General features: G+C 55.5%; 1 pseudogene. It reads left to right on the forward strand.

Annotated features, from left to right (window positions below):
* Positions 1-256: pseudogene (locus H7U37_RS16605) on the forward strand (IS5/IS1182 family transposase); the annotation flags it as partial.

Consider the following 256-nt stretch of genomic DNA (forward strand, 5'->3'; position numbering starts at 1 on the left):
AGCTATAATTTCCGGCACCGTTTTACCGAGGAGACGGTGGACCAGGTGTTCCGTTGGATTCTGGAGGAGGTGGCGGAGGCGGGGTACCTTTCTCCCAAGGCAGTATTTATAGACGGCACCCACATCAAAGCCAACGCCAACACCAAGAAGCAGGTGAAGGTTCAGATCCCGGCTGCATCCAGGCACTATGCCAGGGAACTGATGGAAGAGGTAAACGCAGACCGCCAGGCCCATGGAAAGAAGCCCTTTGACGATG

Origin of the sequence: Pseudoflavonifractor phocaeensis, from assembly GCF_016901735.1 — a bacterium.
Lineage (GTDB): Bacteria > Bacillota > Clostridia > Oscillospirales > Oscillospiraceae > Pseudoflavonifractor_A.